The sequence below is a fragment of the Halomonas sp. THAF12 genome (assembly GCF_009363675.1).
Classification (GTDB): domain Bacteria; phylum Pseudomonadota; class Gammaproteobacteria; order Pseudomonadales; family Halomonadaceae; genus Halomonas; species Halomonas smyrnensis.
On the sequence record NZ_CP045399.1, the window covers coordinates 3531799 to 3558210 of the forward strand.

Sequence of the window (26412 nt, forward strand, 5' to 3'; positions counted from 1 at the left end):
CGTTGTCCTGGGCGTGTTCTGGAATCGGGGAATGGCGTCCCCTGCCACGGCAAGGGCGCCCCGCAGGGCGCCCGGTGTTCATCTAGCTCGCGGGGGTCAGTTGCCGGCCGGGCCACCCAGCGGGTCGGAGGGACGGCGACCGGAGGATTCCTCCTCGTCGCCGTCGTCCTCGGCCTTGGGCTCCTCCCGAGGCGCCTCGCCGATCGGCGCACCGGGGCCGGGGCCGTCGTCGTCCCAGCCCTTGGGCGGACGCGGGGTACGGCCGTCCATGATGTCCTTGAGCTGGTCGGCGTCGATGGTCTCGTACTGCACCAGCGCCTCGGCCATGGCGTCCAGCTTGTCGCGGTTGTCCTCGAGGATCTGCTTGGCCTGGGCGTAGCACTCGTCGATGATCCGGCGCACTTCCTTGTCGAGCTTGGTGACCGTCTCGCCGGACTTGAGCTTGCCGCCGCCCTGGCCCGGACCGCCGAGGAACTGGTGGGACTCGTCCTCGTCGTACATGATCGGCCCCATCTCCTCGGACAGCCCCCACTTGGCCACCAGGTTGTGGGCCAGCTCGGTGGCACGCTTGATGTCGTTGGAGGCGCCGGTGGTCACGCCGTTCGGGCCCAGCGTCATCTCCTCGGCCAGGCGGCCGCCGTACAGCGAGCAGATCTGGCTGATGATCTGCTGGCGCGACAGGCTGTAGCGATCCTCCTCGGGGAGGAACATGGTCACGCCCAGCGCGCGGCCGCGCGGAATGATGGTGACCTTGTAGACCGGGTCGTGCTCCGGCATCACCAGGCCGATGATGGCGTGGCCCGACTCGTGATAGGCGGTGTTGAGCTTGTCCTTCTCGGTCATGACCATGGAGCGGCGCTCGGCGCCCATCATGATCTTGTCCTTGGCCAGCTCCAGCTCCTCCATGCCCACCAGGCGCTTGTTGCGGCGGGCGGAGAACAGCGCCGCCTCGTTGACCAGGTTGGCCAGGTCGGCGCCGGAGAAGCCCGGCGTGCCGCGGGCGATCAGCGACGGCTTGACGTCGTCGCCCAGCGGCACCTTGCGCAGGTGCACGTTGAGGATGTGCTCGCGGCCGCGGATGTCGGGCAGCGGCACGGTGACCTGACGGTCGAAGCGGCCCGGGCGCAGCAGCGCCGGGTCGAGCACGTCGGGACGGTTGGTGGCGGCGATGACGATGATGCCCTCGTTGGCCTCGAAGCCGTCCATCTCGACCAGCAGCTGGTTCAGGGTCTGCTCGCGCTCGTCGTTGCCGCCGCCCATGCCGGCGCCGCGCGAACGGCCCACGGCATCGATCTCGTCGATGAAGATGATGCAGGGCGCCTGCTTCTTGGCCTGCTCGAACATGTCGCGCACGCGCGAGGCGCCCACGCCGACGAACATCTCGACGAAGTCGGAGCCGGAGATCGAGAAGAACGGCACCTTGGCCTCGCCGGCGATCGACTTGGCCAGCAGCGTCTTGCCGGTACCGGGCGGGCCGACCATCAGCACGCCGCGGGGGATGGTGCCGCCCAGGCGCTGGAACTTGGTCGGATCACGCAGGAAGTCGACCAGCTCCTCGACCTCCTCCTTGGCCTCGTCGCAGCCGGCCACGTCGGCGAAGGTGGTCTTGATCTGGTCCTGGGAGAGCAGCTTGGCCTTGGACTTGCCGAAGCTCATGGGGCCGCCCTTGCCGCCACCGCCGCCCTGCATCTGGCGCATGAAGAACATGAAGATGGCGAGGATCAGCAGGATCGGGAAGCTGGCGATCAGAAGCCGCGTCCACAGGCTCTGCTGCTCGGGCTTCTGACCGATCACGGTGACATCGTGGGCCAGCAGGTCATCCATCAGCTTCGGGTCTTCCGCCGCCGGCCGGATGGTCTGGAACTGGGAGCCGTCGTTGCGCTCGCCATTGATGGTGTAGCCATCGATGGTCACGCTCTGGACCTGCTCGTTCTGCACCTCTTCGACGAACTGGGAATAGTTCATCGTCTGGGGTGTATTCTCGACGCTGAAGTTGTTGAACACCGTCAGCAGCACCGCCGCGATGACCAACCACAGAATCAGGTTCTTCGCCATGTCGTTCAAGGGACTACCCTCAATTGCAAGAATCTGTCGGCCGTATACGCCTGGCCCTTCGACACTACCCTACCACGCCCGTTCGGCCAGCAGGCCAGGCACGGCGCCTGCCCTCACTGTGACACAGACACGCGATGATGTCCGGCCATGGCGGCATTAGCCTGAAACTATCGGCCACCCGCCCGGCGGCGCGGCTCAGCCGCGGAACCCTTCCGCCAGCAGATAGACCTCGCGTGAGCGCGCCCGGGACGCCTCCGGCTTGCGGGTCACCACCCGCTTGAAGCTGCCGCGCAGCTCCTTCAGATAGGCATCGAAACCTTCGCCCTGGAAGACCTTGGCCAGGAAGGTGCCGCCGGGCGACAGGGTCTGACGCGCCAGGTCCAGGGCCAGCTCCACCAGGTACATGGCCTGGGGCTGATCGATGGCGGCCATCCCACTCATATTGGGGGCCATGTCCGACATCACAAGGTCCACGGGGCGATCGCCGAGGCGGCCGAGGATCTCGTCGAGCACGGCCTCCTCGGTGAAATCGCCCTGCACGAAGTCGACGCCGGCCAAGGCGTCCATCTCGAGGATGTCGGAGGCGATGACGACGCCATGGTCGCCGACCTTCTCGGCGGCGATCTGGCTCCACCCGCCGGGGGCGGCCCCCAGGTCGATGATCGTCATGCCGGGGCGCAGCAGCCTGTCCTTCTCGTCCAGCGCCAGCAGCTTGTAGCTGGCCCGCGAGCGATAGCCGTCCTGCCAGCTCTGCTGGACGTAGCGGTCGTCGAAGTGTTCCTTCAGCCAGCCGGCGCTGCTCTTGCTGGCGCCGCGCTTGGAGCCCTTGGCCCGGGCGTCATGGGAAGATGCCACGGCATCACCTGTGAGAAATCTGGATGACAGGGGGGTCGAGCGGATTCCGGAAACCGGGGATGGGGAAGCTGACCTTGCGGGCCGGTCGAGGAGGCGGTGAGAGCCGGCCGCGCTTTCGCCGCGAGGCGATTCACCGTACCATGTGCGCTGCGCGCCAACCGGGAAGAAGCAAGATACCATGAGCTTGTCACAGGCACAAAAGAAAGCATTTCGCAGCATCGGCCACCATCTCGACCCCGTCGTCATGGTCTCCGAGAACGGCCTCACCGAGGGCGTGCTCGCCGAACTCGACCGGGCGCTGACCGATCACGAACTGGTCAAGGTCAAGCTGGCGCTGGCCGAGCGCGAGGACCGCGCCGCCGTGCTGGAGGCCCTGGTCGCCGAGAGCGGCGCCGAGCTGGTGCAGAAGATCGGCAAGGTCGCCCTCTTCTATCGCCACAACCCCAGGGTCAACCCGAAGCTCTCCAACATCAAGCGCTTCGAGGAACACCACGGCCGGCGCTGAGCCGCCACGCGCGACGACCGACAACGGTCTCGACGGGCCCGGCCCATAACGAAACGCCCCCGCAGCCGACGCTGCGGGGGCGTTTTTCTTGCGGCGTGCGGCCCGCGGGCCGCACGCCGAATCACAGGTGCTCGACGCTGGAAATCTCGTACTCGACGTCGCCGCCGGGGGTACGCACCAGCACCACCTCGCCCTCTTCCTTGCCGATCAGGGCGCGGGCGATGGGCGACGTCACGGAGATCTGACCGGCCTTGATGTCGGCCTCGTCCTCGCCGACGATGCGGTAGGCCACCTCCTCGTCGGTATCCAGGTTCATCAGCCCCACGGTCACACCGAAGATCACCTTGCCGGTCTGGGGCAGCTGGGTGACGTCGATGACCTGCGCATTGGAGAGCTTGCCCTCGATCTCCTGGATACGCCCCTCGATGAAGCCCTGCTGTTCGCGGGCCGCATGGTACTCGGCGTTCTCCTTGAGGTCGCCGTGCTCGCGCGCCTCGGCGATGGCCGCGATCACGTTAGGACGGGCCTCGCTCTTGAGGTGTTCGAGCTCGTCGCGAAGACGCTGCTCACCGACGACGGTCATCGGGACCTTGTTCATTGACTGACTCCTGCATGCTGTTCCTGTAGCCGCCGCACGGTGATGGCATTGCCATACTCGAGCGCCAGACAAACGGCCTTGGCCCCTGCCAGGGTGGTGGCATAGGGAACCTTGCGGGCGAGTGCGGTGCGACGGATCACCGAGGAATCATTGATGGCCTGACGGCCCTCGGTGGTATTGACGATATAGGCGATCTCGTCGTTCTTGAGCAGATCGACGATATGCGGACGACCCTCGTAGACCTTGTTGACGATCTCCACGGGCAGATCGGCCGCTTGAAGGGCCGCCGCCGTGCCACGGGTCGCACAAAGGGTGAAGCCCAATGTTAACAGAGAACGGGCCACCTCGATAACACCCGCCTTGTCGGGCTCGCGCACGGACAGGAACGCCTTGCGCTCGCCGGACAGCGACGGAATCGCCTCACCGGCCCCCAGCTGGGCCTTGTAGAAGGCCTCGGCGAAGGTCTCACCGGACCCCATCACCTCGCCGGTGGACTTCATCTCCGGCGACAGGATCGGGTCGACGCCCGGGAACTTGTTGAACGGGAAGACCGCCTCCTTGACGCTGTAGGTCGTCGGCACGATCTCGGCCACGAAGCCCTGGTCGACCAGGCTGATGCCGGCCATGCAGCGCGCAGCCACCTGGGCCAGCGAGGTGCCGATGCACTTGGAGACGAAGGGCACGGTGCGCGAGGCCCGCGGGTTGACCTCGATGACGTAGATCTCGCCGTCCTGCCAGGCCAGCTGCACGTTCATCAGGCCGTTGACGCCGAGCTCCACCGCCATGCGCTTGACCTGGTCGCGCATCTCGTCCTGCACGTCGGCCGGCAGCGAGTACGGCGGCAGCGCACAGGCGGAGTCGCCGGAGTGCACGCCGGCCTGCTCGATGTGCTGCATGATGCCGCCGATCACCACCTGCCGGCCGTCGGAGACGGCGTCGATGTCGACCTCGATGGCGGCGTTGAGGAAGTGGTCCAGCAGCACCGGCGAGTCGTTGGAGACCTTCACCGCGTGGGTCATGTAGTTCTCGAGCTCGGAGGCGTCGTAGACGATCTCCATGGCCCGGCCGCCGAGCACGTAGCTGGGGCGCACCACCAGCGGGTAGCCGATCGCCTCGGCCTTGGCGAAGGCCTCGTCGAAGCTGCGCGCGGTGGCGTTGGGCGGCTGCTTGAGGCCCAGCTTGTCGATCATGGTCTGGAAGCGCTCGCGGTCCTCGGCGCGGTCGATGGCGTCCGGGGTGGTGCCAATGATCGGCACGCCGGCGGCCTCGAGCTCGCGGGCCAGCTTGAGCGGGGTCTGACCGCCGAACTGCACGATCACGCCGGCCGGCTGCTCCTTGTCGGCGATCTCCAGCACGTCCTCCAGGGTCACCGGCTCGAAGTAGAGGCGGTCGGAGGTGTCGTAGTCGGTGGAGACGGTCTCCGGGTTGCAGTTGACCATGATGGTCTCGTAGCCGTCGTCGCGCATGGCCAGCGCGGCGTGGACGCAGCAGTAGTCGAACTCGATGCCCTGGCCGATGCGGTTCGGACCGCCGCCGAGCACCATGATCTTCTGCTTGTCGCTGACCTCGGCCTCGCACTCCTCCTCGTAGGTGGAGTACATGTAGGCGGTGTCGGAGGCGAACTCGGCCGCACAGGTGTCGACCCGCTTGTAGACCGGGCGGATGCCGGCCTTCTGGCGCGTCTTGCGGAATTCCTTCTCGGCCACGCCGAGCAGCGCCGCCAGGCGGGCATCACTGAAGCCCTTGCGCTTGAGGCCGAACAGCTCGCGGGCGCTGAGCTCGGAGAGCGAACGCTTGGCGAGGGCCTGCTCGGCGAGGATCAGGTCCTCGAGCTGGACCAGGAACCAGCGGTCGATGTTGGTCAGCGCGAACACGTCCTCGACGCTCATGCCGCTGCGCATGGCATCGGCGACGTAGAAGATGCGGTCGGCACCGGCGGCCTGCAGCTCGCCCTTGATCTGTGCCATCGCCTCGTCGGTGAAGCGGGTGATCTTGGGATCGAGGCCGTCGTTGCCGGTCTCCAGGCCGCGCAGCGCCTTCTGCAGCGACTCCTGGAAGGTGCGGCCGATCGCCATCACCTCGCCCACCGACTTCATCTGGGTGGTCAGGCGGTCGTTGGCCTGGGGGAACTTCTCGAAGGTGAAGCGCGGAATCTTGGTCACGACGTAGTCGATGGACGGCTCGAAGGACGCCGGGGTGCGGCCGCCGGTGATGTCGTTCGAAAGCTCGTCCAGGGTATAGCCGACGGCCAGCTTGGCGGCGATCTTGGCGATCGGGAAGCCGGTGGCCTTGGAGGCCAGCGCCGAGGAGCGCGACACCCGCGGGTTCATCTCGATGACCACCACGCGGCCGGTCTTCGGGTCGACGCCGAACTGGACGTTGGAGCCGCCGGTCTCGACGCCGATCTCGCGCAACACCGCCAGGGAGGCGTCGCGCATGTTCTGGTATTCCTTGTCGGTCAGCGTCTGGGCCGGGGCCACGGTGATGGAGTCACCGGTGTGCACGCCCATGGGATCGAAGTTCTCGATGGCACAGACGATGATGCAGTTGTCGTTCTTGTCGCGAACGACCTCCATCTCGTATTCCTTCCACCCCAGCAGCGACTCGTCGATCAGGAGCTCGTGGTTGTTGGAGAGCTCGAAACCGCGGGTGCAGATCTCCTCGAACTCCTCCTTGTTGTAGGCCACGCCGCCGCCGGAGCCGCCCATGGTGTAGGACGGACGGATGATCACCGGGAAGCCCAGCTCGCCCTGGATGCCCCAGGCCTCGTCCATGGTGTGGGCGACCTTGGCCTTGGGGCACTCCAGGCCGATGCGCTTCATGGCCTGGTCGAACAGGTCGCGGTCCTCGGCCATGTTGATGGCATCGGCGTTGGCGCCGATCATCTCCACGCCGTGCTTGGCGAGCACGCCGTGCTTGTCCAGGTCGAGGGCGCAGTTGAGCGCGGTCTGGCCGCCCATGGTCGGCAGCACGGCATCGGGCTTCTCGGCCTCGATGATCTTCTCCACCGCCTGCCAGGTGATCGGCTCGATGTAGGTGGCGTCGGCCATCACCGGGTCGGTCATGATGGTGGCCGGGTTGGAGTTGACCAGGATGACCCGGTAACCCTCTTCGCGCAGGGCCTTGCAGGCCTGGGCGCCGGAATAGTCGAACTCGCAGGCCTGGCCGATGACGATGGGGCCGGCGCCGATGATCAGGATGCTCTGGATGTCGGTACGTTTTGGCATGGTGCTTCCCGCAAAAAAGGTGACGGACGAGGGGCGGCGATCGGACGGTTAGCGCTTGGCCTTCATCATCTCGATGAAGCGATCGAACAGCGGCGCGACATCGCGCGGCCCCGGGCTCGCCTCCGGGTGGCCCTGGAAGCTGAAGGCCGGACGGTCGGTGCGCTCGATGCCCTGCAGGGTGCCGTCGAACAGCGAGCGATGGGTCGCGCGCAGGGTCTCGGGCAGGGACGCCTCGTCCGCGGCGAAGCCGTGGTTCTGGCTGGTGATCATCACGTGGCCGGTATCGAGGTCCTGCACCGGATGGTTGGCGCCGTGGTGGCCGAACTTCATCTTCTCGGACGTCGCCCCGCTGGCCAGCGCCAGCAGCTGGTGGCCGAGGCAGATGCCGAAGATCGGCAGCTCGGTCTCGAGCAGCTCGCGGATGGCGGCGATGGCGTACTCGCAGGGCTCGGGGTCGCCCGGGCCGTTGGAGAGGAAGACGCCGTCCGGATTCAGCGCCATGACCTCGCTGGCCGGGGTCTGGGCCGGCACCACGGTCAGTCGGCAGCCGCGGGAGGCCAGCATGCGCAGGATGTTGCGCTTCACGCCGTAGTCGTAGGCGACCACGTGGAAGGGACGCTCACCCTCGGCGGCATCGGCGTAGCCGGCGCCCAGGGCCCACTCGCCCTCGCTCCACTCGTAGGCGGACTGGCAGGACACCACCTTGGCCAGGTCCATGCCCTTGAGGCCCGGGAAGGCGTTGGCCGCGGCCAGGGCGCGCGCCTCGGCGTCCTCGCCCTCGGCGTCGGCGCCGGCCAGGATGGCGCCGTTCTGGGCGCCCTTGTCGCGCAGGATGCGGGTCAGGCGGCGGGTGTCGATGTCGGCGATGCCCAGCACGTTCTGGCCGGCCAGGTAGTCGGAGAGCGACTGTTCGGAGCGGAAGTTGCTGGCCAGCAGCGGCAGGTCGCGGATCACCAGGCCGGCGGCGGCGATGGCACCGGATTCGACGTCTTCGGGGTTGATGCCGGTGTTGCCGATATGGGGATAGGTCAGGGTGACGATCTGACGGGTATAGGAGGGGTCGGTGAGAATTTCCTGATAGCCGGTCATGGCCGTATTGAACACCACCTCACCGCTGGTTTGCCCATCGGCGCCGATGGCGGTGCCATGAAACACACTGCCATCTTCCAAGGCCAGTATCGCGGGTTTGTTCAATGCAACGTCCTCCCATAGGTTCACAGACAGCTTCAAAGACAGCTCGTCAAGGATAGGCTCGGCAGGCACCCGACGGGTAAAACGCCCCACCGCCCTTAGGCCCGTAAAAAAGCGGGACGAAACCCGACATGGAAGACCGGTTTCATCCCGCTTGTTGTCATTCGCTCGGAATGCTGGGCCGACGCAACAAGCGCTTGCGCGGCTAGGGGCCGTCGCCCGGCCAAAATTTGGAGGATTTTAAAGCATCCGCGCTCGTTCGACTACCCCCTCGGCACACCGATGGCTCAATTCAGGCCGATGACGTCCTGCATGTCATAGCGGCCGGCCGGACGCTCGGACACCCAGCGCGACGCACGCACCGCGCCCTTGGCGAAGGTCATGCGGCTCGAGGCCTTGTGGGTGATCTCGATGCGCTCGCCCTCGGTGGCGAACATCACGGTGTGCTCGCCGACGATGTCGCCGGCGCGCACGGTGGCGAAGCCGATCTCCTTGTCGGTGCGCGGCCCGCACTGGCCGACGCGTTCGAACACGCCGTATTCCTTGAGCGGACGCTCCAGGGCCTCGGCCATCACCTCGCCCATCTTCAGCGCGGTGCCGGAGGGCGCGTCGACCTTGTGGCGGTGGTGGGACTCGATCACCTCGATGTCGTAGCCCTCGTCGCCCAGCGCCCTGGCGGCGGTCTCGAGCAGCTTGAGGGTCAGGTTCACGCCGACGCTCATGTTGGGGGCGAAGACCATCGGCACCCGATCGCCGTAGCCGTCCAGTTCGGCCAGTTCGTCGTCGGACAGGCCGGTGGTGCCGATCACGATGCGCTTGCCGTGCTCGGCGCAGAACGCCAGGTTGGCAAGCGTCACCTGCGGCGCGGTGAAGTCGATCAGCACGTCGAAGTCGTCGACGATACGCGCCAGCGAATCGACCGCGGCGACCCCCAGCTTGCCCTGACCGGACAGCTCGCCGAGATCGGCGCCGACGAGCGAGCTGCCCGGCTCGACGATGCCGCCGGCCAGGGTGGCTTCGGCATCCTGCTGCACGGCGTTGACCAGGGTGCGGCCCATGCGGCCGGCGACACCGACGATGGCGATACGGGTCATGCGGAGACTCCTGACGTTGGCGGATCGAAAGATGGCCGGAGTATATCAGAGGCCACGGGGCCGCCGCGCCGTCAGCCGCGCCGCGCGCCCTCCCCGGACGCGTCGCCGCCATCCCCCCGGATCAGCAGCAACCCGATGGCCAGCACCACCAGGACGCCGCCCGGCAGCCACGCCCAGCCGAGGCGCGACGGCGTCTCGACGAACAGCCACAGCATGGAGACGAAGGGCACCAGATAGCCGTAGGCAGTGATGCTGGCCGGACCGAGCACCGCCGTGGCGCGCTGCATCAGCCAGAAGGTCAGGGCGCTGGAGCCGAGCCCCAGATAGACGATCAGCAGGGCGTCGCGCCCGCTCATGGTCGCGAGCCTGGCCACCGGCTCCAGCGCGACCCCCAGCGCCCCGACCAGCACGCCACCCAGCGCCAGGCTCCAGAAGGTGCGCACCGCCGCCGAGGCGGGCAGCCGCCCGGACACAAGCCCGCGGCGCGACAGCACCGGATAGAGCGCCGAGCACAGGCAGCCGAGGAAGAACACCGCCTCGCCGACGCCGAAGCGCCACGCCCCGCCGCGCTGCCAGGCCTCCGCCGCGGCCAGCCCCAGGGCGCCGAGCGCGCCGAGGGCGAGGATCGCCGGCAGCCGCCAGGCCAGGCGCTCCACGCCGGCCGCCAGCCCCATGCCGTAGGCCAGCAGCGGCACGCTGACGTGCAGCGTCGACATGGAGAGCGCCGTGGCATGGTGGGCGGCCCAGAACATGGCGCCGAAGAAGCCCGCCAGGCAGGCCCCCATGGCGGCGAACCACGGCCAGGCGCGCCGCTCGGGCCAGGCCTGCGGAGCACGGCGCACCAGCGCCCAGAGCCCCAGGCAGGCGATGACGAAGCGCAACGCGGTGAGCGAGAGCGGCGGCAGCTCGCCGAGCTGCTTCACGAGCGGGAAGGACAGCCCCACCAGCAGCGCCCAGGCCAGCATGCCGAGATGGGCGCCCCGCGCCGGCGAGGCGGCGATGCTCAGTTTTCCCAGACGATCTCCAGCGGTTCCTTGCCGGCCATGCGCTCGAGATGGCTGGCCACCACGCCCTCGAGCCGGTCCAGCCCCTCCTCGTCCAGCGCCTCGACGGCCACGTGCAGCCGGCCCGGCTCGCTGGTCATCAGGCAGCTGCCCACGTCGAAGGTCACCCGGCCCTGGTGCTCGTCATGCTCCACTTCCAGCTTGTGGGCCCAGTGCTTGCACAGCCGGTTGATCAGCTTGTCACCGGACTCGGTGACGATCTCGGCACGTGAAATCGGCATCTCTGCTCTCCGCGTTCCAGGAAGGTGAACCCCCAGCCTATGACGAGCTCCCCCGCCGGCGCCAGCCCCCGCATCGGCAACCTCGCGTTCGACCAGGCGGGACTCCCCCGCCGACCGGCACCCGCATGGCGGAACGCCGCGTTCCGCCTGCCTCGACGGCGCCCGGGGATGCGGGCATACTGGCCGCCCGCGAACAGGAATGAGTCGCAAACGCCGGCGAGACGGAGAAGCACCCTCGCCCTCCCCCCCCATGACCACGAGCCCGACACCGCCCATGCCCAGCCCACTGTTGAAAGCCGTCGCCGGCACGGCCCTCGCCCTCGGCTCCACCGCCGCCCTGGCCGAGGAGATCACCGTGACCGACGTCGCCGGCCGCGAGGTCACCGTCGATGCGCCCGTGGATCGCGTGATCCTCGGCGAGGGGCGCCAGATCTACCTGCTGGGCGCACTGCAGCCGGAGAACCCGTTCGAGCACGTGGTGGGCTGGCGCGAGGACTTCTCCCAGGCCGATCCGGACAACTACGCCCGCTACGCGGCGAGGTTCCCGGCACTGAAGGACATCCCGACCTTCGGCGGCTTCAAGGACGGCACCTTCGACGTCGAGCAGGCCGCCGCGCTCACGCCGGACGTGGTGCTGATGAACCTCGAGGCCAAGGCCGCCACCGAGGATGCCGCCTACGACGACAAGCTGGCCCAGCTGGGCATCCCGATCGTCTACGTGGACTTCCGCGAGGACCCGCTCGCGCACACCACGCCCTCCATGCGGCTGATGGGCGAGCTGCTCGGCGAGGAAGCCGCCGCCGAGGCCTTCATCGACTTCTCCGAGGCGCAGATGGCGCGGGTCACCGAGACCATCGCCGCCGCCGACCCCGAGCGCCCGCGAGTGCTGATCGACCGCGCCGGCGGCTACTCCGAGGAATGCTGCATGAGCTTCGGCCCGGGCAACTTCGGCGAGTACGTCGAGCTCGCCGGCGGCAGCAACATCGCCGACGGCATCATCCCCAACACCTTCGGCACCCTGAACCCGGAACAGATCCTCGCCGCCGACCCGCAGCAGGTGGTGGTGACCGGCGGCAACTGGGACGCCTACGTGCCCGACGGCGCCTGGGTGGGCGTGGGCCCCGGCGCCGACATGGCGGCCGCCCGGGCCAAGCTCGAGGGCCTGACCGAACGCACCGCCATGACCGGCATCGCGGCCGTGGACAACGACGACTTCCACGCCATCTGGCACCAGTTCTACAACAGCCCCTACTACTTCGTCGCCGTGCAGCGGCTGGCCAAGTGGTTCCACCCCGAACTGTTCGCAGACCTCGACCCCGAGGCGACGCTGCAGACGCTGCACGAGCGCTTCCTGCCGGTGGACTACGCCCCGGGCTACTGGGTCTCGCTGAAGGATGACTGATATGCCGGCCGGCACGAACGCCTCTACCGCTCCGCGGGCCGGCTCCGCCGCCGGGGCGGGGCGCGACGCCTACCGCGCCCTGGTGGTTCGCCGCCAGCTGATCCTCGCCGCCCTGTCGCTGGCGCTGTTTGCGAGCCTGTGCGTCGACCTGGCCCTGGGCCCGGCCCGCTTCGGCCTCGGCGAGGTCATCGCCGCGCTGTTCACCCCGGATGACGTGAGCCAGCAGGCCCGCGTCATCCTGTGGGAGATCCGCATGCCGGTGGCGCTGATGGCGCTGACGGTCGGCGCCAGCCTGTCGGTGGCCGGCGCCCAGATGCAGACCATCCTCAGCAACCCGCTGGCCAGCCCCTTCACGCTCGGCATCTCGGCGGGCGCCAGCTTCGGCGCCGCCCTGGCGCTGGCCTTCGGCGTGGTGCTCGTGCCCGCGGCGGTCGACTACATGGTGCCGATCAACGCCTTCGTCATGGCCATGCTGACCGCCTTCGCGATCCATGCCCTGAGCATGCGGCGCGGCGTGACCATCGAGACCATCGTGCTGCTGGGCATCGCCATGGTGTTCATCTTCAACGCCCTGATGGCGCTGATCCAGTTCTTCGCCAGCCAGCAGGCCGTCTCCGCGGTGGTGTTCTGGACCATGGGCAGCCTGACCAAGGCCACCTGGCCCAAGCTGTGGATCGCGCTGGGCGTGCTGGCCGTGGTCATGCCGCTGCTGGCGCGCCACGGCTGGGCGCTCACCGCCATGCGCCTGGGCGACGCCAAGGCCGAGAGCCTGGGCGTGAGGCCCCGCGCGCTGCGTCTCGAGGTGCTGGTGCTGGTCTCGCTGCTGGCCGCCATCGCCGTGGCCTTCGTCGGCACCATCGGCTTCATCGGCCTGGTCGGGCCCCACATCGCCCGCCTGCTGCTGGGCGAGGATCAGCGCTTCTTCCTGCCCGGCGCGGCGCTGTGCGGCGCGCTGATCCTGTCCATCGGCTCGCTGCTGTCGAAGGTGCTGATCCCGGGCACCGTCATCCCGATCGGCATCATCACCTCGCTGGTCGGCATCCCCTTCTTCCTGTTCCTCGTTCTCAGCAACAAGAAGGCCTCATGGTAACGCTCACCCTCGACGGGCTGTCGGCTCGCTACGGCCGCCGCCGCATCCTCTCCGAGGTCACCACCCCACCCCTGGAGGGGGGCCAGGTGGTGGCCGTGCTCGGCCCCAACGCCGCGGGCAAGTCGACCCTCTTCCGGCGCATCTTCGGGCTGCTCGACGGCGGTGGCACGGTGCGCCTCGAGGGCGCCACCAGCGAGCGCCCGGTGGCCTACATGCCCCAGGACACCGGCGCCAACGCGGTGCTGACGGTCTACGAGTCGGTGCTGCTGGCGCGCATGCAGGGGCGGCGCCTGAACGTGCAGAGCGAGGACCTGGCCGAGGTCGACCGCGCGCTGGAGGCGCTCGGCATCGCCGCGCTCGGCGAGCGCGACATCGGCGATCTGAGCGGCGGCCAGCGGCAGATGGTGAGCGCGGCCCAGGCGCTGGTGCAGAATCCGGAGGTGCTGCTGCTCGACGAACCGACCTCGGCGCTGGACCTGCATCGCCAGATCCAGCTGCTGTCGATCCTGCGCCGGCTGGCGAAGGAGCGCGGCATGCTGGTGATCGCCGCCCTGCACGACCTGGGCCATGCGCTGCGCTTCACCGACCAGGCGCTGGTGCTCCGGCACGGCGAGCTGATCGCCTGCGGCCCCACCGAGGAGGTGGTGACCCCCGAGCTGCTGCACCGCGTCTACCGGGTGACCGCGCGCATCGAGCGCTGCTCGAGGGGCCGGCCTCAGCTCATTGTCGAAGAGGCCGTCTGAGCCGACGCCCTTCCAGCGCCGCCAGGGCCGCCCCGCCCAGCACCAGCGGCAGGGCCACCAGGAAACCGCTCGACGGCGCCAGCCCGAAGATCGCCAGGTCGGCCAGCACCGGCCAGATCAGCGCCACGTACTCGAACGGCGCCAGGCGCGAGACCTCGGCATAGCGCAGCGCCAGGGTCATGCAGATATGCGCGGCCCCGCCGAACAGCCCCGCCAGCACCAGCAGCGCCAGCGTCTGCCCCGACACCGCCACCCAGCCCAGCGGCAGGGTGGCGAGCCCCGCCAGCGCCGTGACCAGCACGAAGTAGAAGGCGATGGACGCCGCCGTCTCGGTGCGCGAGATGCGCCGCACCGTCACCAGCGCCCCCGCCGTCAGCAGCGCGGCCAGCACGCCCAGGCCGTAGCCCATCACCTGCCCGCGGGACTCGCCCAGGTCGGGCACCACCAGCGCCGCCACCCCCGCCAGCACCAGGGCGAAGGCCGCCGCCCGGTGGAGGGTGAAGCGCTCGCCCAGCAGCAGCACGCCGCCCACCGCCATGGCCACCGGCGACAGCTGCGCCAGCAGCGTCGCCTCGGCCACCGGCAGCCGCGCCACCGCGGCGAAGGAGGCGAACATCGCCGCCGCACCCAGCCCCGAGCGCACCAGATGCCCCAGCGGCCGGCGCGTCACCAGCGCCCCGGGGAACTCCCGCCGCCAGGTCATGAAGATCACGATCGGCAGCAGCGCGAAGGCCGAGCGGAAGAACACGGTCTGGCCCAGCGGTACCGCGTCGCTCACCGCCTTGACGCACACCATCATGCCCGTGAAGAGAATGCCCGACATCAGTCGAAGCACGATGCCGGCCAGCGGCCGATCCGTGACGTTGTCCATGAGGGTCCTTGAGCGTCATTCATGTCGAGCGGGCACGACGAGCCTCGCGCCCGAGAGAGGCGGCCATGGTACACCGGAGATGGGAACAATTCCCATATCCGATGCCCATGGCGCCGGCCCGAACACGACGAGGCCCCGCCTCCCTGAGGAGCGCGAGGCCTCGAGCGTGCCACCGAGGTCGTCGCCTTACGGCTTCATGTCCTCGAAGAACTTCTTCACGCCGTCGAAGAAGCTGGTCTTCTTCGGCGAGTGGTGGCTGTTGCTGCCTTCCAGGCTGTCCTGGAACTGGCGCAGCAGGTCCTTCTGCTCTTCGCTGAGCTTGACCGGGGTCTCGACGACCACCTTGCACAGCAGATCGCCGGCGGGGCCGCCGCGGACCGGCTTGACGCCCTTGCCCTTGAGCCGGAACAGCTTGCCGGTCTGGGTCTCGGGCGGAATCTTGAGCTTGACCCGGCCGTCCAGGGTCGGCACCTCGAGCTCGCCGCCCAGGGAGGCGTCGACGAAGTTGATCGGCACCTCGCACTGCAGGTGGCGACCGTCGCGCTCGAAGATCGGGTGCTCCTTGATGGCCACCTGCACGTAGAGGTCGCCGGCCGGCCCGCCGTTGAGCCCGGCCTCGCCCTCACCGTTCAAGCGGATGCGATCGCCGGTGTCGACGCCCGCCGGGATCTTCACCGACAGGGTACGGGTCTCGCGCACGCGACCCTCGCCGTTACAGCCGTGGCACGGCACCTTGATGTGCTGGCCGCTGCCGTGACAGGTCGGGCAGGTCTGCTGCACGGCGAAGAAGCCCTGCTGCATGCGCACCTGGCCCATGCCGTTACAGGTCGGGCAGGTCTCCTTGGTGGAGCCCGGCTCGGCGCCGTCGCCGTCGCAGCGCTCGCACTCGACGTGACGCGGCACGCGGATGTCGACGCTGGTGCCGGCCACCGCGTCCTCGAGGTCGAGCTCGAGGTTGTAGCGCAGGTCGCTGCCGCGCTGCGGGGCATTGGGATGACGCCGTGCGCCGCCCCCGCCGAAGATGTCGCCGAACACATCGCCGAAGATGTCGCTGAAGCCGCCGGCTCCCGCGCCGCCGAAGCCGCCGCCACCGCCGGCCTGGCCGTCGACGCCGGCATGGCCGAACTGGTCGTAGGCCGCGCGCTTCTCGCTGTCGGTCAGGACCTCATAGGCCTCTGACACCTCGCGGAATTTCTCCGCCGAGGTATCGTCGTCCGGATTGCGATCCGGATGGTATTTCTGGGCCAGGCGTCGATAGGCCTTCTTGATCTCTTTCTGATCGGCCCCACGCTCGACGCCCAGTACCTCGTAGTAATCACGCTTGGACATGAGTCTGTCCGCCTCCGTCGCGACGCTGTTGCGGAAACACCAACGCGGGAGTCTGGCCCCCGCGCTGGCGTCACCCGATGTCAGGCGTCGTGGTTACTGCTTCTTCTGGTCGTCGTTGACTTCCTCGTACTCGGCGTCGACCACGTCGTCTTCCTGCTTGGCACCGGCCTCGCCGGCGGCGTCGGCGCCCTGGGCGGCCTCGCCCTGCTCGGCGTACATCTTCTGGGCCAGGTTGCCGGAGGCCTCGGTCAGCTTGTCGAGCTTGGCCTGGATGTCTTCCTGGTCGTCGCCCTTGACCGCTTCCTCGAGCTCGGAGGCGGCGCTCTCGATGGCCTGCTTCTCCTCGTCGGTGGCCTTGTCGCCGGCTTCCTCGAGGGTCTTGCGAGCGGCGTGGACCATGCCGTCGGCCTGGTTGCGCAGCTGCACCAGCTCCTCGAACTTCTTGTCCTCGTCGGCGTGGGCCTCGGCGTCCTGGACCATCTGATCGATCTCTTCATCGGACAGGCCGCTGGAGGCCTTGATGACGATCGACTGTTCCTTGCCGGTGGCCTTGTCCTTGGCGGACACGTTGAGGATGCCGTTGGCGTCCAGGTCGAAGGCGACCTCGATCTGCGGCACGCCGCGCGGCGCCGGCGGAATGTCGGCCAGGTCGAAGCGACCGAGCGACTTGTTGCCGCTGGACTGCTTGCGCTCACCCTGCAGCACGTGGATGGTCACGGCCGTCTGGTTGTCATCCGCGGTCGAGAAGGTCTGGGTCTTCTTGGTCGGGATGGTGGTGTTCTTCTCGATCAGCGGAGTCATCACGCCGCCGAGGGTCTCGATGCCGAGCGTCAGCGGGGTGACGTCGAGCAGCAGCACGTCCTTGACGTCGCCGCCCAGCACGCCGCCCTGGATCGCGGCGCCCACGGCCACGGCCTCGTCCGGGTTGACGTCCTTGCGGGCGTCCTTGCCGAAGAACTCGGCGACCTTGGACTGGACCATCGGCATGCGGGTCTGGCCGCCGACCAGGATGACGTCGTCGATCTCGGAGGCGGACAGGCCGGCGTCGGCCAGCGCGGTCTTGCAGGGTGCCAGCGAGCGGGTCACCAGCTCTTCCACCAGCGACTCCAGCTTGGCCCGGGTCACCTTCACGTTGAGGTGCTTGGGACCGGTGTTGTCGGCGGTGATGTACGGCAGGTTGACCTCGGTCTGCTGCGCGCTGGACAGCTCGATCTTGGCCTTCTCGGCGGCTTCCTTGAGGCGCTGCATGGCCAGGTTGTCGCCGGACAGGTCGATGCCGCTGTCGGCCTTGAACTGGTCGACCAGGTAGTTGATCAGCGCCAGGTCGAAGTCCTCGCCGCCGAGGAAGGTGTCGCCGTTGGTGGCCAGCACCTCGAACTGGGTCTCCCCGTCGACGTCGGCCACTTCGATGATGGAGATATCGAAGGTGCCGCCACCCAGGTCATAGACCGCGATGGTCTTGTCGCCGCGGGACTTGTCCATGCCGTAGGCCAGCGCGGCCGCGGTCGGCTCGTTGATGATGCGCTTGACCTCGAGACCGGCGATGCGGCCGGCGTCCTTGGTGGCCTGGCGCTGGCTGTCGTTGAAGTAGGCCGGCACGGTGATCACCGCTTCGGTCACGGACTCGCCGAGGTAGTCTTCGGCGGTCTTCTTCATCTTCTTCAGCACTTCGGCGCTGACCTGCGGCGGTGCCAGCTTGTTGCCCTTGACCTCGACCCAGGCGTCGCCGTTGTCGGCCTCGGCGATGGTGTAGGGCACCATCTTGATGTCCTTCTGGACCACGTCGTCGGCGAAGCGACGACCGATAAGACGCTTGATGGCGAACAGGGTGTTCTGCGGGTTGGTCACTGCCTGGCGCTTGGCCGCCTGACCCACCAGCGTCTCGCCGTCGTCGGTATAGGCGATGATGGACGGAGTCGTGCGTGCGCCTTCGGCGTTCTCGATCACCTTGGGGCTGTCGCCGTCGAGCACGGCCACGCAAGAGTTGGTGGTCCCCAGGTCAATACCGATGATGCGTCCCATAGGAAATCCTCGAAAATTAGGTGTTACGTGATTCGTTCGTTCGCGGCGTTCACCGCGGGATGCTGTCTATCTGGGGGCCCTCGACGCCATTTCAAGGGCCCCGCACCGATTTCGCCTCGTCTCAGCCGGCGGCCTGGCTGACCACCACCATCGCCGGGCGCACCAGGCGACCGTTGAGCAGGTAACCCTTCTGCATCACGTCCATCACGGTGTTGGGCTCGAGCTCGGGGTTCGGCACCATGGCCATGGCCTCGTGGTACTGCGGGTCGAAGGGCTCGCCGGACGGCTCGACCTGCTCGACGCCGAACTTGTTCAGCACGTCGATCTGCATCTTCAGGGTCATGGAGACGCCCTCGCGGTGCGCCTCGGTGGCATCCTCGCCCATGGCCTCGAGCGCCTTCTCGAGGCTGTCGACCACCGGCAGCAGCTCCTTGACGAACTTCTCCAGCGCGAACTTGCGCGCCTTCTCGGCCTCCTGCTCGGCGCGGCGGCGCACGTTCTGGGCCTCGGCGGCGGTGCGCATCGACTGGTCCTTGGCCTCTTCCAGCGCCTGCTCGAGCTCCTCGACCTTGGCCGCCAGCATCTCGGCCTCCGGGTTGTCGGAGGCCGCCTCGGCGTCCTCTGCGGCGGCCTCGGCGGCGCCTTCCAGCTCGCCCTCGACGGGCTCCGGCTCGACCTGAGTCTGGGTATCGGCCTCGTCCTGCTGGCGGGCCAGCTCGTCGTCCAGCGGGGTCTGCGGATCTTTAGCCATGCGTCTCTCCTGAATGCCGGCCGGCGGCCGTAGCCGCCGGCGAGACTGATATGTCGGTGAAAAATATCGTTGCCAGCTATATGGGGCTGGCCGCCTCGATCTCAAGGGAGAGAAGACACGGGAATCGGGGCGTGCGTTGTTCCCCCCGCTGAACTACTGTATAAACGCACAAGCCAGTGGATGAATAACCAGTAGTTTCGCCAGTCGTTCCGAAACCGGCCCCGGGAGGCATCATGCTGACAGAGCTCGCCATTCGTGACTTCGCCATCGTCGACCATCTGGAGCTCGAGCTCGGCGGCGGCATGACCGCCATCACCGGCGAGACCGGGGCCGGCAAGTCGATCCTGCTCGGCGCCCTGGGGCTGTGCCTCGGCGAGCGCGCCGATGCCGGCAGCGTGCGTCACGGCGCCGAGCGCGCCGATCTCAGCGCGCGCTTCGACATCGCCGCCCTGCCCGCGGCCCGGGAATGGCTGGCCGGCCGCGAGCTGCCCGAGGACGACTGCCTGCTGCGCCGCGTGGTGACCCGGGGCGGGCGCTCCAAGGCCTGGATCAACGGCCAGCCGGCCACCGTCGCCGATCTCAAGGCGCTGGGCGGCCACCTGATCGAGATCCACGGCCAGCACGCCCACCAGGCGCTGCTCGGTGAAGAGACCCACCTGCGGCTGCTCGACGACTTCGCCGGCCACGACGAGGCGGTGGCCGCCCTGGGCGAGACCTTCCGCGAGTGGCGCGAGGCGAAGCGTCGCCTCAAGCGGCTGGCCGAGGACGGCGATGAACTGCGCGCCCGCCGCCAGCTGCTGCGCTATCAGGTCGAGGAGCTCGACCAGCTGGCGCTGGCCGACGACGAGCTGACCGGCCTGGAGACCGAGCAGGAGGAGCTGGCCCACGCCGAGGAGCGCCTGCGCGAGGCCCAGTTCGCCGCCACCTGCTGCGACGGCGAGGAGGGCGGCGCCCTGCCGCTGCTGCAGCAGGCCGTGAACCATCTCTCCGCGCTGCCCGGCAGCGACCGCGGCGCCCTGGCCGAGGCGCTGACGATGCTCAGCGACGCCTGCATCCAGGTCGAGGAGGCCGGGCGCGAGCTCAACCACTTCGCCGCCGGGGTCGAGCTCGACCCCGAACGCCTGGCCTGGGTCGAGGAGCGCCTCGGCGAGGTTCATCGCATCGCCCGCAAGCACCACGTCTCCCCCGAGGAGCTGACCGAGCTGCACCAGCGCCTGGCCGCCGAGCTGGCCGAGCTGGAAGACGGCGGCGACGACCTGGAGGCGCTCGCCGCCGAGGTCGACGCCCTGGAGGCCCGCTGGCGCGAACAGGCCGAGGCCGTCAGCGCCACCCGCCGCGCCGCCGCCGCGCGCTTCGGCACCGCCGTGCAGGACCAGCTGGCCTTCCTGGCCATGGGCAAGGCCCGCTTCGAGGTCGAGGTCAGCGAGCGCGAGGCGCCGGCCCCGGAGGGGCTCGACCGGGTGCGCTTCTTGATCAGCGCCAACCCCGGCCAGCCAGCCCGCCCGCTGGCCAAGGTGGCCTCCGGCGGCGAGCTGTCCCGCGTCAGCCTGGCGATCCAGGTGGTGGCGGCCCAGCACTCCACCATCCCCAGCCTGGTGTTCGACGAAGTCGACGTGGGCGTGTCCGGCGCCACCGCCGAGATCGTCGGCCAGCTGCTGCGCCGGCTGGGCGGCAACGGCCAGGTGATGACCGTGACCCACCTGCCCCAGGTCGCGGCCCAGGCTCATCAGCATCTGCACATCGCCAAGCAGGCCGAGGACGACACCACCCTGACCCGCATGGCGCTGCTCGACGAGGCCGGCCGCGTCGGCGAGCTGGCGCGCATGCTCGGCGGCATGACGCTGACCGACCAGACCCTGGCCCACGCCCGGGAGATGCTCGACGCCAGCCAGCGCGCCCGCCACTGAGGCACCCCTCTCCTTGCACACAATGCCGCAAACGAAAACGGCCCCGATCCGATGGATCGGGGCCGTTCGCTGTTCGGTGGCGGTCGCCGGCGCTTACTTCTTCAGGTTCAGCTCCTGGCGGGTCGCCTTGGACCCCTTCGGGCGAACGTAGAGCACCAGCGCGTGATCGACGAGCTCGTAGCCGTTCTCCTCGGCGATCTCCTGCTGGCGGCGCTCGATGGTCTCGTCGAAGAACTCGACGATCTCGCCGCTGTCCAGGCACACCATGTGATCGTGGTGCTCTTCCTGGGTCAGCTCGAAGACCGCGTGGCCGCCATCGAAGTTGTGGCGCGTCACCAGGCCCGCGGACTCGAACTGAGTCAGCACCCGATAGACGGTCGCGAGACCCACGTCCTCACCGGAGTCGAGCAGCGTCTTGTAGACGTCCTCGGCGCTCAGATGATGCTGATTGGTGGCATTCTCGAGGATATGCAGGATCTTGACGCGCGGCAGGGTCACTTTGAGACCGGCCTTGCGCAGTTCATGGTTCTGGTCGGCCATGGTTGCTCTTCGCAGTATCGGGTAGGGTCGGTTATGATCGACCGAAACCACGATAGTGAAGAACGGCCGCAAATGCAAAAGCTGAGCAGAATTGTCACCCTTTCCGTCGCCCTGACGCTGGTCAGCGGCTGCAGCTACTTCGGCGTCTACAAGCGCGACCTGGCCCAGGGCAACCTGGTGACCCCGGCAATGACCGAACAGCTGCACGCCGGCATGACGCGCCAGCAGGTCATCGACCTGATGGGCAGCCCGCTGCTCGAGGCGCCCTTCGATGCCAACCAGTGGGACTACGTCTATCGCCTGGACGAGGCCTACGGCGACATCGAACAGCGCCGCCTGACGCTGACCTTCGAGGGAAATCGCCTGGCCTCCGTCGAGCACGAGGGCGATTTCTCCCAACCGCCGGCGCTGATCTCCAAGCAGGGCATCGGCCCGTCCGGCGAGGCCGACGGCTCGCGCGGCAACCTCTTCAATGTGGTGCCGAACGAGGAATAGCCGAGAAAGGCCTCAGGAAGAGCGCGATGCGCGGGCGGCCCTGGCCGCCCGCGCTGCCTTGGGGTCGAGCTCGAGCGGACGATAGACCTCCACGCGGTCGCCCTCCTCGAGCACGCGGGCCTCGGGGTCGCGCAGCGCCTTGCCGAAGATGCCGAGATCGGCCTCACGGAAGGTCTCGGCCGACACCTCGGGAAAGAGCGCCTCGAGCCCGGCCCGGGCCACGGCCTCCCGGGCCGTGGTCCCCTCGGGCACCGTCAGCTCGACGATGCGCTGACGCTGCGGCAGGGCGAAGGCCACCTCGACGCGCAGCATCTCAGTAACGGCCCCGACCGTAGAGATCGTCGGCGCGACGGGTGAAGGAGTCCACCAGCTGGCCCGCGACCTGCTGGAAGAGCTTGCCGAAGGCCATGCCCAGCAGGCGGTTGGCGAACTCGAACTCCATCTCCAGGCTCACCTTGCAGGCGCCGTCGCCCATCGGCAGGAACTGCCAGCGACCGCGCAGCCGCTTGAAGGGGCCGTCGACCAGCGACAGCTCGATGCGGTCGGGCTCGTGCAGGTCGTTGCGGGTGGTGAAGCTCTGCTCGATGCCGGCGCGCCCCAGGGTCATCTCGCCGACCAGGTGCGCGTCATCCCGTTCGATCAGACGCGCCCGACGACAACCCGGCAGGAATTCCGGGTAGCGTTCGAAATCGTTGACCAGATCGAACATCTCCTGGGGGGTGTGCCGCACCAGGGCGGACCGATTGACCGTTGGCATTGACCTCTCCGCTGACTTCAAGGGGCCCAGGGCGTATCATGAGCGGTTATTTCGGCCTTGAATGGTATCACGCTTCCCCCCATATCGGAGGGGGCAGGCCGCCACCGGCAAGCACAGACACGAGGTTCCATGGCCAGCAATAAAGGTAAAGGCAAGGGTCCTGGCAGCAACGCCATCGCGCTGAACAAGAAGGCGCGCTTCGAGTACCACATCAACGAGACCTTCGAGGCCGGCCTGTCGCTGGCCGGCTGGGAGGTGAAGAGCCTGCGTGCCGGCAAGGCACAGCTCACCGACACCTACATCCTGGTCAAGAACGGCGAGGCCTGGCTGCTGGGCAGCCACGTGACGCCGCTCAACACCACCAGCACCCACGAGGTCGCCGACCCGACCCGCACGCGCAAGCTGCTGCTGCACAAGAAGGAGATCGCCAGGATCTTCTCGCGCACCCAGGACAAGGGGCACACCTGCGTGCCGCTCAAGCTGTACTGGAAGGGCAACAAGGTGAAGTGCGAGCTGGCGCTGGTCTCGGGCAAGAAGCTGCACGACAAGCGAGCCACCGAGAAGGACCGCGACTGGCAGCGCCAGAAGGGCCGCATCATGCGCGAACAAAACCGCGGCTGAGGTGTCATAACTTCGACCATCCTGATAAGATGGCCACGTTTTGGGGGCGACATGGCTTCGACGCCGATGACAACCCCTGAGGTGCATGCCGAGAGCGTGATGTATCTCGTAAATCCAACATCACGATTAAATAGTCGCAAACGACGACAACTACGCTCAGGGCGCGCTGGCAGCTTAAACGCCGCTAGCTTCTAGTCCTACCCGGCGGTGATGTGCCCATTCATCACCAAAGGGCACGAGCTCAGATTGATGGGATCGCGGTTGGCCTTGTCCTCGCGTCAACCGTTAAATCTTAGAGGAATCGCGTTTCTGGATCCTGCCCGTCGGAGCCAGCGACGTTAAATCAAATGACGGAACTAAGCATGTAGAGCCGATGGGCGAGTGTCGGCGGACGCGGGTTCGATTCCCGCCGCCTCCACCAAATCTAGGTTTCAGGACATTCCGCAACACGCCAGAAACCGCATGAACAGGGGCCTCCGGGCCCCTTTCTTGTTTCAGGACGTTCCATAGCATTCCTTGACATGCCCCCACTGAAGGGGGCATATCTGGGGGCACATCGCTGAAGCCGATACCCTGATGCCCCCAAACCTGCCAGAAACCGCGCCATCCGGCGCCTGGCTGGCCGACAGTCTACCCCTACCCTTGGGGGCATCTGGCGCCGCCGAAAGGGGGCATAAGGCGATCACCGCCCCGAGGTGCCCCCAATGAGCCGCCAGTTCAATAAGCTGTCCGCTACCGCCGTGAAGATGGCCAAGCCGAGAGACAAGGCATTCAAGATGGCCGATGGCGGCGGCCTGTACCTGGAGGTATCCCCCAGCGGGAGCAAATACTGGAGGCTGAAGTATCGCCACGCCGGCAAGGAGAAGCGGCTGGCCATCGGCGTCTATCCCGACACCTCCCTGGTGGCTGCGCGTGAGGCCCGCGACGAGGCCAAGCGCCAGCTTGCCCAAGGCATCGACCCGAGCGCCGCCAAGCGCATCGCCCGCCAGCAAGGCGAGGAGGCCGCCGCCAATACCTTCATGGCCGTGGCCATCGAGTGGCTGGAGAAGGTTCACCAGCACAACGTGGTGCCCGCCCACTACCAGCGAAACAAGCGGCGCCTGGAGCGTGACGCCTTCCCGTCCATCGGCAAGCGGCCCATCTCCGAGATCACTCCGCCCGAGCTACTGGGGTGCCTGCGCCGCATCGAGGAGCGCGGCCACATCGAGACCGCCCACCGCGTGAAGACGCTGTGCGGCCAGGTATTCCGCTATGGCATCTCCACCGGGCGCGTCGAGCGCGACCCAACGCCCGATCTGCGCGGTGCCCTGCGCCCCCACAAGACCAAGCACTATGCCGCCGTAACTGACCCCAAGGAGGTCGTCGGCCTACTGCGAGCAATCGAGGGCTATGGCGGCCAGCCCGTCACCATCGCCGCGCTGAAGCTGGCGCCCCTGGTCTTCACCCGTCCCGGCGAGCTGCGCCAGGCCCGATGGAGCGACATCGACCTGGAGGAAGCCACATGGACCTTCCATGCCAGCAAGACGGGGCAAGCCCACATCGTGCCACTGTCGACTCAGGCCGTGGCGATCCTACACTACCTTCATGGACTGACCGGACGAGCCGAGTACGTCTTTCCCGGCGTCCGTAGCAGCAAGCGCCCGATGAGCAACAACACCATCAAGGCCGCGCTGGACCAGATGGGATTCAAGGGCAAGATGACAGCACACGGCTTTAGGGCAATGGCCCGCACGATCCTGGCCGAGCGGCTGAATTACCCAGAGCACTACATCGAGCAGCAACTGGCGCACGCCGTGAAGGACAGTAACGGTCGTGCCTACAATCGGACCTCACATCTGGAACAGCGCCGAGAGATGCTGCAAAGCTGGGCCAATTACTTGGACGCCCTTCGAGAAGGCGCCGATAGCGTGGCGCCGATCCGCTCCGACTGAGATACGCGGAAAACGCCACACCCCATTGTGCTGACTCCGGTGGATCACCCGAAAGCATGGCAAATCCACCATACCCGTCAGCCATCTTTTCTTGAGCGCGCAAGGAGTCACGCTTATGCCAAACGATGACCAGCGGCTTGGGCTGAAAGTGCCAGAACAACATACAAGCACCGTTCCCCAACTTCGCCTCGTCAATAGCGAGGGAGACATGCTCAATGGCAAAGACCTACTCAACCAGATGATAGATGAGCTCCAAAAGGTGTTGGCATCCAGCGATGACAGCACCTCGACAGCTGCCGGGTATGCCACCGACATGTGCATGGAGATGGTGCGAAAAGTCCAAGCACAAGTTTCCAAGGAAGAGCTTGCTCCAATGAGCAAAGGCCACTTCCTACTGGCACTTGGATACCTGTACGGCAAGCTGACCATGCCGGACTCAAGGGACTACAAGGAGCTTTACAGGCATTACATTTCCAATGAGGAACGGCAGATACCCTTGAGGAAGGTCGGGGCAGAGCGCGAACGTGGACGCCAATGGATAAAGAATTGCGCCCGCCAGGTATGGGAGCAGGACCATGCCAAGGAGCTCCGTATTGGAGAGGTGGTCAAACGGGTACTCGATACTGTCAGGAAAGAGGTCAAGAGACAGCAGAACCAAGGTAATGAAGGTCCACGGAGGTATTGGCCTAGTTCAGCCCCTAAGATCAGGGAGCTGATTCGTGAAGTGGCGCCGGACTACGCTGTAAAGCCGGGGCGCCCACCCAGAAAATAACTCCTCCCGTACGGAAACCCCCCTTTTTCGTACGGGCGCCCATTTTTCGGGCATTTGCCTCCTCCTAGCCTTGGTCGTGCAATCCTTCCGCGAGGAACCAAGCATGACCAAGACCATTCTACTCCGCCGCCCCGAGGTGCTGCGCCGCTGCGCCATCTCGAATTCCACCCTCCACCGCCTTATTAACGCTGGCAACTTCCCAGCCCCGGTACCGGTGGGCCCTCGCGCCGTCGCCTGGATCGAGTCCGAGATCAATGATTGGATCGAGGAGCGTATTGAGTCCAGGAAGGGGCCCAGGCGTGAGCTGACTAGGGAAGACCTACTAAAGCGCTCTCCCACTCACCATCGCCGTGAGGCGAAGGAGTAGTAAT

At 67.3% G+C, this 26412-nt stretch carries 25 protein-coding genes and 1 other RNA gene; 11 read left to right on the forward strand and 15 right to left on the reverse strand.

All coding sequences use genetic code 11. From position 1 onward, the window contains the following. Positions 1-96: 96 nt before the first annotated feature. Positions 97-2064, reverse strand: coding sequence for an ATP-dependent zinc metalloprotease FtsH (gene ftsH / locus FIU88_RS16425; protein ID WP_152479895.1), 1968 nt, complete (start codon positions 2062-2064; stop codon positions 97-99). Between the two features lie 186 nt (positions 2065-2250). After that, positions 2251-2910 (reverse strand): 23S rRNA (uridine(2552)-2'-O)-methyltransferase RlmE, encoded by a 660-nt coding sequence (rlmE, locus tag FIU88_RS16430; RefSeq protein ID WP_152479896.1) that lies wholly within the window; start codon positions 2908-2910, stop codon positions 2251-2253. A gap of 178 nt (positions 2911-3088) precedes the next feature. Between rlmE and yhbY the strand changes: the two genes are divergently transcribed. Beyond that, a complete protein-coding gene (gene yhbY / locus FIU88_RS16435; RefSeq protein WP_026068305.1) occupies positions 3089-3415 on the forward strand; it encodes a ribosome assembly RNA-binding protein YhbY in 327 nt (108 codons plus the stop codon). Between the two features lie 121 nt (positions 3416-3536). Here yhbY and greA read toward each other — a convergent pair whose 3' ends face one another. The 6 genes from greA to FIU88_RS16465 all read right to left on the reverse strand — a co-directional run bounded on the left by greA (position 3537) and on the right by FIU88_RS16465 (position 10810). After that, positions 3537-4013 carry a transcription elongation factor GreA gene (greA, locus tag FIU88_RS16440; RefSeq protein ID WP_016853986.1) on the reverse strand — a complete coding sequence of 159 codons (477 nt, stop codon included), beginning with the start codon at positions 4011-4013 and terminating at the stop codon, positions 3537-3539. Further along, on the reverse strand, positions 4010-7240 hold the full coding sequence (carB, locus tag FIU88_RS16445) for a carbamoyl-phosphate synthase large subunit (protein WP_152479897.1): 3231 nt from the start codon (positions 7238-7240) through the stop codon (positions 4010-4012). Before carB ends, greA begins: the two co-directional genes overlap by 4 nt. Before the next feature lie 48 nt (positions 7241-7288). Then, positions 7289-8434, reverse strand: a complete 1146-nt coding sequence (gene carA, locus FIU88_RS16450) for a glutamine-hydrolyzing carbamoyl-phosphate synthase small subunit (RefSeq protein WP_152479898.1) — start codon at positions 8432-8434, stop codon at positions 7289-7291. A gap of 284 nt (positions 8435-8718) precedes the next feature. Continuing rightward, positions 8719-9525 (reverse strand): 4-hydroxy-tetrahydrodipicolinate reductase, encoded by an 807-nt coding sequence (gene dapB / locus FIU88_RS16455; protein ID WP_152479899.1) that lies wholly within the window; start codon positions 9523-9525, stop codon positions 8719-8721. A 71-nt stretch (positions 9526-9596) separates the two neighbouring features. Next, positions 9597-10490, reverse strand: coding sequence for a DMT family transporter (locus FIU88_RS16460; RefSeq protein WP_152479900.1), 894 nt, complete (start codon positions 10488-10490; stop codon positions 9597-9599). Between the two features lie 38 nt (positions 10491-10528). Next, the gene (locus FIU88_RS16465) at positions 10529-10810 is read right to left on the reverse strand and encodes a DUF2218 domain-containing protein (protein ID WP_152479901.1); all 282 of its coding nucleotides are present in this window, start codon (positions 10808-10810) and stop codon (positions 10529-10531) included. A 274-nt stretch (positions 10811-11084) separates the two neighbouring features. On the opposite strand from FIU88_RS16465, the gene FIU88_RS16470 reads away from it, so the two are divergent. The 3 genes from FIU88_RS16470 to FIU88_RS16480 are packed head-to-tail and all read left to right on the forward strand — an operon-like array spanning position 11085 to position 14045. After that, the gene (locus tag FIU88_RS16470; RefSeq protein ID WP_152479902.1) at positions 11085-12212 is read left to right on the forward strand and encodes an ABC transporter substrate-binding protein; all 1128 of its coding nucleotides are present in this window, start codon (positions 11085-11087) and stop codon (positions 12210-12212) included. A gap of 1 nt (position 12213) precedes the next feature. Continuing rightward, positions 12214-13302, forward strand: coding sequence for an iron ABC transporter permease (locus FIU88_RS16475; protein ID WP_152479903.1), 1089 nt, complete (start codon positions 12214-12216; stop codon positions 13300-13302). After that, positions 13296-14045, forward strand: a complete 750-nt coding sequence (locus FIU88_RS16480; RefSeq protein WP_152479904.1) for an ABC transporter ATP-binding protein — start codon at positions 13296-13298, stop codon at positions 14043-14045. The genes FIU88_RS16475 and FIU88_RS16480 overlap by 7 nt, the downstream gene beginning before the upstream one ends. On the opposite strand, the gene FIU88_RS16485 is transcribed toward FIU88_RS16480, so the two are convergent. The 4 genes from FIU88_RS16485 to grpE all read right to left on the reverse strand — a co-directional run bounded on the left by FIU88_RS16485 (position 14023) and on the right by grpE (position 19018). After that, positions 14023-14916 (reverse strand): DMT family transporter, encoded by an 894-nt coding sequence (locus FIU88_RS16485; protein WP_152479905.1) that lies wholly within the window; start codon positions 14914-14916, stop codon positions 14023-14025. The two genes, FIU88_RS16480 and FIU88_RS16485, sit on opposite strands and share 23 nt — an antisense overlap. A gap of 186 nt (positions 14917-15102) precedes the next feature. Next, a complete protein-coding gene (dnaJ, locus tag FIU88_RS16490) occupies positions 15103-16245 on the reverse strand; it encodes a molecular chaperone DnaJ (protein ID WP_152479906.1) in 1143 nt (380 codons plus the stop codon). A gap of 93 nt (positions 16246-16338) precedes the next feature. Further along, on the reverse strand, positions 16339-18267 hold the full coding sequence (gene dnaK, locus FIU88_RS16495; protein ID WP_152479907.1) for a molecular chaperone DnaK: 1929 nt from the start codon (positions 18265-18267) through the stop codon (positions 16339-16341). Between the two features lie 121 nt (positions 18268-18388). Then, on the reverse strand, positions 18389-19018 hold the full coding sequence (grpE, locus tag FIU88_RS16500; protein ID WP_016853998.1) for a nucleotide exchange factor GrpE: 630 nt from the start codon (positions 19016-19018) through the stop codon (positions 18389-18391). Between the two features lie 233 nt (positions 19019-19251). Here grpE and recN point away from each other — a divergent pair, with 233 nt between their 5' ends. After that, the gene (gene recN / locus FIU88_RS16505; RefSeq protein ID WP_152479908.1) at positions 19252-20925 is read left to right on the forward strand and encodes a DNA repair protein RecN; all 1674 of its coding nucleotides are present in this window, start codon (positions 19252-19254) and stop codon (positions 20923-20925) included. 93 nt (positions 20926-21018) lie between these two features. Here recN and fur read toward each other — a convergent pair whose 3' ends face one another. Continuing rightward, positions 21019-21465 carry a ferric iron uptake transcriptional regulator gene (gene fur, locus FIU88_RS16510; RefSeq protein WP_016854000.1) on the reverse strand — a complete coding sequence of 149 codons (447 nt, stop codon included), beginning with the start codon at positions 21463-21465 and terminating at the stop codon, positions 21019-21021. 72 nt (positions 21466-21537) lie between these two features. Here fur and FIU88_RS16515 point away from each other — a divergent pair, with 72 nt between their 5' ends. After that, positions 21538-21960 (forward strand): outer membrane protein assembly factor BamE, encoded by a 423-nt coding sequence (locus FIU88_RS16515; RefSeq protein ID WP_016854001.1) that lies wholly within the window; start codon positions 21538-21540, stop codon positions 21958-21960. Positions 21961-21972: 12 nt separating this feature from the next. Here FIU88_RS16515 and FIU88_RS16520 read toward each other — a convergent pair whose 3' ends face one another. After that, entirely contained in the window at positions 21973-22272 is a 300-nt protein-coding gene (locus FIU88_RS16520; protein ID WP_152479909.1) for an RnfH family protein, read from the reverse strand. A 1-nt stretch (position 22273) separates the two neighbouring features. Continuing rightward, entirely contained in the window at positions 22274-22717 is a 444-nt protein-coding gene (locus FIU88_RS16525) for a type II toxin-antitoxin system RatA family toxin (protein ID WP_016854003.1), read from the reverse strand. 129 nt (positions 22718-22846) lie between these two features. On the opposite strand from FIU88_RS16525, the gene smpB reads away from it, so the two are divergent. From smpB to FIU88_RS16550, 5 genes are all read left to right on the forward strand, one after another. Beyond that, positions 22847-23338: an SsrA-binding protein SmpB gene (gene smpB, locus FIU88_RS16530; protein ID WP_016854004.1), complete on the forward strand. Its 492-nt coding sequence runs from the start codon at positions 22847-22849 to the stop codon at positions 23336-23338. A 42-nt stretch (positions 23339-23380) separates the two neighbouring features. Then, positions 23381-23759: a transfer-messenger RNA gene (ssrA, locus tag FIU88_RS16535) on the forward strand. 283 nt (positions 23760-24042) lie between these two features. Further along, positions 24043-25269 (forward strand): integrase arm-type DNA-binding domain-containing protein, encoded by a 1227-nt coding sequence (locus FIU88_RS16540; RefSeq protein WP_016854005.1) that lies wholly within the window; start codon positions 24043-24045, stop codon positions 25267-25269. 115 nt (positions 25270-25384) lie between these two features. Continuing rightward, a complete protein-coding gene (locus tag FIU88_RS16545) occupies positions 25385-26041 on the forward strand; it encodes a hypothetical protein (RefSeq protein ID WP_152479910.1) in 657 nt (218 codons plus the stop codon). Positions 26042-26144: 103 nt separating this feature from the next. After that, positions 26145-26408, forward strand: coding sequence for an AlpA family transcriptional regulator (locus FIU88_RS16550; protein ID WP_016854007.1), 264 nt, complete (start codon positions 26145-26147; stop codon positions 26406-26408). Positions 26409-26412: the final 4 nt, after the last annotated feature.

Bases quoted from the DNA above. Each gene is read 5' to 3' on its own strand.
- yhbY (WP_026068305.1), top strand. From the start codon at position 3,089: ATGAGCTTGTCACAGGCACAAAAGAAAGCATTTCGCAGCATCGGCCAC.
- greA (WP_016853986.1), bottom strand. From the start codon at position 4,013: ATGAACAAGGTCCCGATGACCGTCGTCGGTGAGCAGCGTCTTCGCGAC.
- carB (WP_152479897.1), bottom strand. From the start codon at position 7,240: ATGCCAAAACGTACCGACATCCAGAGCATCCTGATCATCGGCGCCGGC.
- dapB (WP_152479899.1), bottom strand. From the start codon at position 9,525: ATGACCCGTATCGCCATCGTCGGTGTCGCCGGCCGCATGGGCCGCACC.
- FIU88_RS16460 (WP_152479900.1), bottom strand. From the start codon at position 10,490: ATGCTGGCCTGGGCGCTGCTGGTGGGGCTGTCCTTCCCGCTCGTGAAG.
- FIU88_RS16465 (WP_152479901.1), bottom strand. From the start codon at position 10,810: ATGCCGATTTCACGTGCCGAGATCGTCACCGAGTCCGGTGACAAGCTG.
- FIU88_RS16470 (WP_152479902.1), top strand. From the start codon at position 11,085: ATGCCCAGCCCACTGTTGAAAGCCGTCGCCGGCACGGCCCTCGCCCTC.
- FIU88_RS16475 (WP_152479903.1), top strand. From the start codon at position 12,214: ATGCCGGCCGGCACGAACGCCTCTACCGCTCCGCGGGCCGGCTCCGCC.
- FIU88_RS16480 (WP_152479904.1), top strand. From the start codon at position 13,296: ATGGTAACGCTCACCCTCGACGGGCTGTCGGCTCGCTACGGCCGCCGC.
- FIU88_RS16485 (WP_152479905.1), bottom strand. From the start codon at position 14,916: ATGGACAACGTCACGGATCGGCCGCTGGCCGGCATCGTGCTTCGACTG.
- dnaJ (WP_152479906.1), bottom strand. From the start codon at position 16,245: ATGTCCAAGCGTGATTACTACGAGGTACTGGGCGTCGAGCGTGGGGCC.
- dnaK (WP_152479907.1), bottom strand. From the start codon at position 18,267: ATGGGACGCATCATCGGTATTGACCTGGGGACCACCAACTCTTGCGTG.
- grpE (WP_016853998.1), bottom strand. From the start codon at position 19,018: ATGGCTAAAGATCCGCAGACCCCGCTGGACGACGAGCTGGCCCGCCAG.
- recN (WP_152479908.1), top strand. From the start codon at position 19,252: ATGCTGACAGAGCTCGCCATTCGTGACTTCGCCATCGTCGACCATCTG.
- fur (WP_016854000.1), bottom strand. From the start codon at position 21,465: ATGGCCGACCAGAACCATGAACTGCGCAAGGCCGGTCTCAAAGTGACC.
- FIU88_RS16515 (WP_016854001.1), top strand. From the start codon at position 21,538: ATGCAAAAGCTGAGCAGAATTGTCACCCTTTCCGTCGCCCTGACGCTG.
- FIU88_RS16520 (WP_152479909.1), bottom strand. From the start codon at position 22,272: ATGCTGCGCGTCGAGGTGGCCTTCGCCCTGCCGCAGCGTCAGCGCATC.
- FIU88_RS16525 (WP_016854003.1), bottom strand. From the start codon at position 22,717: ATGCCAACGGTCAATCGGTCCGCCCTGGTGCGGCACACCCCCCAGGAG.
- smpB (WP_016854004.1), top strand. From the start codon at position 22,847: ATGGCCAGCAATAAAGGTAAAGGCAAGGGTCCTGGCAGCAACGCCATC.
- FIU88_RS16540 (WP_016854005.1), top strand. From the start codon at position 24,043: ATGAGCCGCCAGTTCAATAAGCTGTCCGCTACCGCCGTGAAGATGGCC.
- FIU88_RS16545 (WP_152479910.1), top strand. From the start codon at position 25,385: ATGCCAAACGATGACCAGCGGCTTGGGCTGAAAGTGCCAGAACAACAT.
- FIU88_RS16550 (WP_016854007.1), top strand. From the start codon at position 26,145: ATGACCAAGACCATTCTACTCCGCCGCCCCGAGGTGCTGCGCCGCTGC.